Consider the following 7,366-nt stretch of genomic DNA (forward strand, 5'->3'; position numbering starts at 1 on the left):
CTCCTATACCTTTTAAACAGGATTTAGACCCCAAAATTGTTACAATGGAGGTTTAGGGCTGATTATTTTGACTACTCATTTCTGTTTGATCGTCAGTCTTAGGAGAGGTAAATACGATGAATAGTCTGCAAACTTCAGTCGAACGGGAAAATTTAGGACAATTTTTGTTAGAAAATCTGCAAGATATTACAGATAAACTCGATCAAATTGTCACCGATTCTGATCGGATAATACTGGATAATTTACTACAAGAAACTCAGATTTTACTTGAGCAAGTTAAGGATAACTCTAAAACTTATCAAGCAAGAGCCGATATATTTTATCAAATTAATAAATTATGGCTTCAGGTATGGAAACAATATAAGAATGAGATTTCGGCAATAAATTTGATTGAGATTATCAATGAATTTACCGATAGAGTAACTGCCTATAATCAATTATTTATCAGCCTTGCTCAGATCAATGAGGGAAAGACTGGTGAGGAAAAAGCCGATTTAATCAGAGTGGTGGAAGGTTCACGCCTTCTCTCGGAAACCATAGATGTGTTTATTGATATGTTTGCCGATTCAGAACTAGAGCAAATTTACAAGGGAGCTAAAAATGCTCTCTCGATTTCTAATCGTACTATAACCGAATATTTCCAAGATACTGACAAATCTTTAGTCACCCAACTGAGAGCCTATTATAGTTTAATAATTTTCAGAATTCAAGAGCGATTTAATCCTAAGAATGTATCTTCAGAAACTACCTCTCATTTCCTAACAGATGACTTAAGCGATCTTGATCCTTGGACAAGAGACTTAGTGGGGGTTGTCGATTTAGAAACTGAAAAATCTTCGTCTGAAAACTGGTTAGATAATCTTTCTGGATCAATTTCTAATGAGGAGGCTTTTGAGAAAGCATTAGAATATGGGCGTGTTTTTCGTCAAACTGGCAAAATTGAGCGGTAAATTCTGACCGAATCATGAAATATTTACTTGATACCGATCATATCAGTTGTATACAGCGTCGCTCTCGGCAGGATTTTCAGCGCTTAAAATCTCGCATGGCTCGATATTCATCTCAAGACTTTGCCCTATCAATAATTAGTTTTCATGAACAAACTTTAGGGGCGCATACTTTTATTAATCGTGCCAAAAATAACGCCGAAATCCTGAAAGGATATACTTTATTAAGAGAAATTCTTCAGGATTTTAGTAAGTTTCCTGTCTTAGCCTTCGATGAAAAAGCACTGATGATTTTTGAGCGGCTACAAAAGAAAAAAGTGCGGATAGGAACGATGGATTTGAAAATTGCTTCGATCGCACTGTCCCGCGATTTGGTATTATTAACCCGAAACGATCAGGATTTTATCAAAGTTCCTGATTTAAAAATGGAAGATTGGATCAGTGAAGTTTGATCGGCTGGAAAAATTGCTGCTGACTAATGCTTCGGTAAACGTAAACCATCCGATCGCATGGGGATTAAAATCTGAGTTAAACTGCGTAATTGTTCGGCCGTTCCCATACAAATTAACAGATCCCCAGCCATTAATTCCGTATCGCCAGTCGGTCCCCCGATTAGCGTACCATCGGCGCGACGTATAGCCAAAACTAAGGCCCCCGATCGAGATCTTAAATGTGCTTGACTAAGACTTAAACCGACACAGGGACAAGTCCTCGGATCGATTAAAAATTCTTCCATATAAAACGATCGATCGGTTCCGGTTAAAATCCCATCAACAAAATCCATCACCTGCGGTCGTAGGGCTGCGGCCGCTAATCTTCTCCCGCCGGTAATATAGGGAGATACTACCGCATCGGCCCCGGCCCGTTGTAATTTTTGTACTGCTTCCTCGGTACTGGCCCTAGCAATGGCGCGAATTTTCGGATTAAGAGTTTTAGCGGACAAAACTGTATATAAATTCTCCGCATCGGAAGTTAAAGCGGCCACAATACAAATAGCGCGTTCAATTCCTGCCATTTGTAAAGATTTATCTAAGGTGGCATCTCCTTGAACAACAATATAATTTAATTCTTTGGCCCGATTTACCTGTAGGGGGTCTGTATCAATGACTACAAAAGGAATATTTTCTGCGTAAAATTCGATCGCTACCTGTCTGCCTGTGCGACCCAAACCACAGATGATATAGTGTTCTGATAGTCGATCGATCACGCGTTTCTCCTGTCTCTGTTTGAGTCCCTCTTGAAAATAGCCTTGAATTAAAGCTTCGGTCAAGCGATTAACAATATAACCGATCGTGATTACTCCCATCACGATCAAAACCATTGTAAACAGTCGTCCCCGTTCACCTAGGGGATTAATTTCGCCAAAACCGACGGTAGCGAGGGTACTAATCGTCATATAGGCCGAATCTAGCAAACTCCAACCCTCGATCAGATGATACCAAAGCGTACCGAGCAAAAACACCACGATCAGGGCAAAAATTCCCCCGATTAATTCCTGACGCAGACGACGATATTTATCTTCACTGATAGACAAGCAAAATTCACCCCTAAGACTGTCTAGTAAATTACAATGAAATCAGTTTTTAATCTAAATAACCCGTCCTTCTCAGACGGATTTGATTATAATTTCCCCTATGTCTAATCGCGCAGGAGTTCCCCAGTGAGTCCAGAAACCCTTTTAGAACCAACCCTAGTTGATCCCACTCCCAATTTAAACCCGAATCAACCCTTCGATCCAGATAGTTTTAACAGCTATGTGATGAATACTTATGGTCGTTTTCCCATTGCGATCGCCAAAGGGTTAGGCTGTCTTCTCTGGGATACTTCCGGTAAACAATACCTTGATTTTGTTGCGGGAATTGCCACCTGTACCCTCGGTCACGCGCACCCCGCTTTAATTGAAGTGGTTAGTCAGCAAATCCAAAAACTCCATCATGTCTCGAATTTATACTATATTCCCGAACAAGGAGAACTAGCTAAATGGATTGTCGATCATTCCTGCGCTGATAAGGTCTTTTTCTGTAATTCTGGTGCGGAAGCGAACGAAGCGGCGATTAAATTAGTACGAAAATATGCCCATACGGTGCTAGATTTCCTCGAACAGCCGGTTATTTTAACCGCTCACGCTAGTTTTCACGGTCGGACTTTAGCCACCATCACCGCAACTGGTCAACCGAAGTACCAAAAAGACTTTGAACCCCTGATGCCGGGGTTTGCCTATATTCCCTATAATGATATCGAAGCGGTGGAAAATGCGATCGCTGATCTCGATGAGGGTAATCGTCGGGTGGCTGCGATTATGTTGGAACCCTTGCAGGGTGAAGGGGGAGTTCGTCCGGGGGATATCGAATATTTCCAACGTTTACGGCAAATTTGCGACGAAAATAACATTTTGCTTGTCTTTGATGAAGTACAGGTGGGAGTCGGAAGAACCGGCAAACTCTGGGGTTATGAGAATTTAGGAGTGGAACCGGATATTTTCACATCTGCTAAGGGTTTAGCGGGGGGTATTCCCATCGGTGCGATGATGTGCAGAAAATTCTGTGATGTGTTTGAACCGGGTAGTCATGCGAGTACCTTTGGAGGTAATCCTTTCGCTTGTGCCTCAGCTTTAACAGTATTACAAACCATTGAACGGGATCACATTCTCGAAAATGTCCAGCAGCGAGGGGAACAATTACGCAGCCGTTTACGGGTGATTGCTTCTCAATATCCCCATCTATTTGTCGATGTGCGCGGTTGGGGTTTAATTAATGGTCTGGAAATTAATTCAGAAAGTGAGTTGGTTTCATCTACTATTGTTAACGCAGCCTTGACAGAGGGTTTATTAATTGCTCCCGCAGGTCCGAAAGTTCTCCGTTTTGTACCTCCTTTAATTGTCTCGGAAACAGAAGTAGATGAGGCTATGGATAAGCTAGAAGTTGCTATCGCTAAAGTGGTTTAATTTCAGTTATCAGTTATCAGTTATCAGTTATCAGTTATCAGTTATCAGATGTAAGTTTTAAGTTGACAGTTTCCAGAACGTAGGTTGGGCTTCGGCCGTGAGCTTTTGCCGAACGGTTGAAGCATGAAACCCAACGCCCGCTCATGTTACGCTACCGCTAACCCATCCTACAAATAATTGTGCCTACCTACTTATGAGTCAATTATTTTTGAGCTTTACTGTTGTTTGGGGCAAATAAAATGATCACTTCTGAACCTATTTATTCCCTCCCTAAAACCCCTCCTTTAGAAAATGGTGATCAACTAAGTCGCCAGGAATTTGAGCGTCGTTATCAGAACCTTTCTGAAGTAAAAAAAGCCGAATTAATTGAAGGAATAGTTTATATGTCCTCTCCTGTACGAGTGCAGAGTCATGGAGAACCTCATTCTGATATTTTAACTTGGTTAGGGGTCTATAAAGCTGCCACAATTGGGGTGATGTCTGCGGATAATACTACAGTGCGTCTGGACACAGATAATGAGGTACAACCGGATGCTTTACTAAGAATTAAAATTGCTGGACAATCAACTATTAGTGACGATGATTATATCGAAGGTGCGCCAGAATTAATCGTAGAAATTGCCGCTTCTAGTGCTTCCTATGATCTCCACAATAAATGGCGAGTTTATCGTCGTAATCAAGTGCAAGAATATCTTGTTTGGCGAGTTTATGAACGTCAATTAGATTGGTTCCGATTAAATGCTGGAGAATATATTAAACTTGAACCCGATAGTCGAGGGATAATTTACTCGCAGGTTTTCCCCAGTCTTTGGTTAGATGTTAATGCTTTATTAGCGGGTAACTTGGGACAGGTTTTGACAGTTTTACAGCAAGGTTTAGCCAGTCAAGAACATCAAGATTTTCTGAAAATATTATCTCAAAAAACTGATAACTGATTTATGTGGCATCCTGACGCTTATCAAGCTTTAATTGCCGAAGACTATCCTCAAGTTGCGGCAATTTACGAGGAAATAATCGATAACAATTCCGAAAATATTTCTGACTATTGGTACTTGGGAGTTGCCTATCTTCTGCAAAATTTAGAAGCAGAAGCGCAGGTAATGTGGCAAAGTATTTTAAGCGAAGGCAATCCAGAACAAGTTAAGCAATGGCAAGCAGAATTAGAAGCGGTTTTAGACGCAGAAGCGCGACGACAACAAACAAAAGGTGATCTGGCAGCTGTAGAATATTTTCGCTATCATCTACAGGAAATTGTTCCCAAGTCAATTAATAATTTATTAGCTTTATTCGACTTAGCTTTAGATTTAGAAATATTTGATCCAGAAGAACTTCTTAATTATCCTATTCAAGACAATCTCAGATATAATCCTAGCCGAGAATTGCTTTTAAATGTAGTTCTCAAAAGTCTTTTATATCCCCACGAATTAACTTTAGATTTAGCTCAAGTAAGTTTACCCTATCTGGAGGAATTAGCCGATAGTTTTATCCCGCAAGCTTTTCAGATAGCAGCACGAGTCACCAACGAGCAACAAAGTCCCACTTTTGGAGTGGAAATTATTAAACTTTGTCTGCAATTAAGACCAAATGATCTGAGTCTTTTGGAACAATTGGTTAACCTCTATATTTTAGCAGAAGACTTTGATAATTCTTTAATAACTGCCTATCAATTGCGAGAAATTTGTCTAACCCCAACCCTAAAGTTATACAGTAATTATCTAATTTTGTTAATACTTTTGCGCTGGGGAGTTTGGCAAGAAATTGATCATATTTATCAAGAATATCATGATTTATTACAGGAATTAACCCGTCAGAAAAATATCACTTTAGAACCGATTATTAAAACTAGCTTTCTCAATGTTTCTAGTCCCCTACCCTACCTAGGAGATCGAGCCTTAGCCAATCGACAATTAACTAATCGCATCGCCGAAATTTTTCTTGATAATAATAGTTTTAAAACTCCTTTAATTACAAACGAAAAAGCTTCAGAAAAACTAACTATTGGTTATCTTGCCAGTACCTTTAAACATCATTCTGTCGGTTGGTTAAGTCGTTGGTTAATTCACCATCACGATCGAGAAAAATTGCAAATAGCCATCTATACTATTAACCAAGAAGAAGATGAAATTACCCGTCAATGGTTCCGGGATAGCCGAGATATTATCCGTCATTTTCCCTACGCTCAAAATCCCCTAGAAGTTGCCCAACAAATTCAACAAGATCGGATAGATATTCTAGTAGATTTAGACAGTTTAACCCATAATCTCACCAATCAGATTATCGCCCTGAAACCCGCAGCAAAACAAGTGACTTGGTTAGGTTGGGATGCTTCTGGATTAGCAACTATTGATTATTATATCGCCGATCCCTACGTTTTACCCCAGCAAGCGGAGGAATATTATCGAGAAAAAATATATCGTTTACCAGAGACATATTTAGCAGTGGATGGTTTTGAAATCGGCACTCCCAATCTCCGTCGAGAAGATTTAGAAATTCCCCCCGATGCTACCATCTATTTTTCCGTACAAAGTGGCATGAAACGTCATCCTGATACTATTAAACTTCAGATGAAAATTCTCGCACAAGTCCCTAATAGTTATTTTCTGATTAAGGGAGTCGGTAAGACTGAAAAAATTCAAGAATTATTTACTGAAATAGCGATTCTGGAGGGAGTTAATCCCCAAAGATTGCGGTTTTTACCGAGAGATATAGATGAATATACCCATCGCGCTAATTTACAGATTGCTGATGTGGTGTTAGATACCTATCCCTACAATGGTGCTACCACCACCTTAGAAGTTTTATGGCAAGGAATCCCTTTAGTTACATTAGTAGGAGAACAATTTTCCGCCCGCAATAGTTATACTTTTATGATTAATGCCGGTATTGAAGCCGGAATTGGCTGGAATGAGGCAGAATATATCGACTGGGGAGTAAAATTAGGACTCGAGCGCTCCCTTCGTCAAGACATCAGCCATCAACTGTTAGGAAATCGTGACATAGCTCCCCTCTGGCAAGGGAAAAAATTCGCTGAAAATATGGAAAATGCCTATCTAAAAATCTGGCAGGGAAGTTGATAATGAGAAAGTTATCCGCAATCAATAAAGTATCGAATCGGGGCAAGAAAAATTCAACTAATAGGAGTTTAACTGATGACAGCCGCCACTGAAAAAGATTTAAAAAGACTAGAGGATTTAATCATCGGTATTGCCAACGGACAAAAGGCGATCGAAAACCGACTAACCACCATGGAAAACCGACTAACCACCATGGAAAACGGACAGAAGAATTTAGAGTTAGGGCAGTCGGAAATTAAAGGCGATATCCGAACCCTAGACGCGAAGATAGAGGGTTTAAGCGATCGAGTTAAAGTTATAGAGAATGCGGCGGGGAAAACCACCGATCTCGCCGAAAAAGTCGGAGAATTGAAAAACTGGAAACAGATCGGAGTAGTGGTGATCACGGCTTGGCTCAGTTC

Annotated in this window: 7 protein-coding genes; 6 read left to right on the forward strand and 1 reads right to left on the reverse strand. The window is 40.2% G+C overall.

All coding sequences use genetic code 11. From position 1 onward, the window contains the following. Positions 1 to 116 precede the first annotated feature (116 nt). The gene (locus tag IQ242_RS11905; RefSeq protein WP_193960116.1) at positions 117 to 950 is read left to right on the forward strand and encodes a hypothetical protein; all 834 of its coding nucleotides are present in this window, start codon (positions 117 to 119) and stop codon (positions 948 to 950) included. 14 nt (positions 951 to 964) lie between these two features. Then, a complete protein-coding gene (locus IQ242_RS11910; protein WP_002803173.1) occupies positions 965 to 1,399 on the forward strand; it encodes a type II toxin-antitoxin system VapC family toxin in 435 nt (144 codons plus the stop codon). A gap of 23 nt (positions 1,400 to 1,422) precedes the next feature. On the opposite strand, the gene IQ242_RS11915 is transcribed toward IQ242_RS11910, so the two are convergent. Further along, positions 1,423 to 2,481 (reverse strand): TrkA family potassium uptake protein, encoded by a 1,059-nt coding sequence (locus tag IQ242_RS11915; RefSeq protein WP_052277467.1) that lies wholly within the window; start codon positions 2,479 to 2,481, stop codon positions 1,423 to 1,425. Between the two features lie 126 nt (positions 2,482 to 2,607). Here IQ242_RS11915 and IQ242_RS11920 point away from each other — a divergent pair, with 126 nt between their 5' ends. The 4 genes from IQ242_RS11920 to IQ242_RS11935 all read left to right on the forward strand — a co-directional run. Continuing rightward, positions 2,608 to 3,891: an aspartate aminotransferase family protein gene (locus tag IQ242_RS11920; RefSeq protein WP_193960117.1), complete on the forward strand. Its 1,284-nt coding sequence runs from the start codon at positions 2,608 to 2,610 to the stop codon at positions 3,889 to 3,891. Between the two features lie 239 nt (positions 3,892 to 4,130). After that, positions 4,131 to 4,826: a Uma2 family endonuclease gene (locus tag IQ242_RS11925; RefSeq protein WP_072926491.1), complete on the forward strand. Its 696-nt coding sequence runs from the start codon at positions 4,131 to 4,133 to the stop codon at positions 4,824 to 4,826. Between the two features lie 3 nt (positions 4,827 to 4,829). Next, positions 4,830 to 6,965, forward strand: a complete 2,136-nt coding sequence (locus IQ242_RS11930) for a hypothetical protein (RefSeq protein ID WP_193960118.1) — start codon at positions 4,830 to 4,832, stop codon at positions 6,963 to 6,965. Between the two features lie 75 nt (positions 6,966 to 7,040). Then, the coding region (locus IQ242_RS11935) for a hypothetical protein (RefSeq protein ID WP_193960119.1) at positions 7,041 to 7,366 on the forward strand (326 nt) is incomplete at its 3' end.

This window comes from Microcystis sp. LEGE 08355 (assembly GCF_015207185.1).
Lineage (GTDB): Bacteria > Cyanobacteriota > Cyanobacteriia > Cyanobacteriales > Microcystaceae > Microcystis > Microcystis panniformis.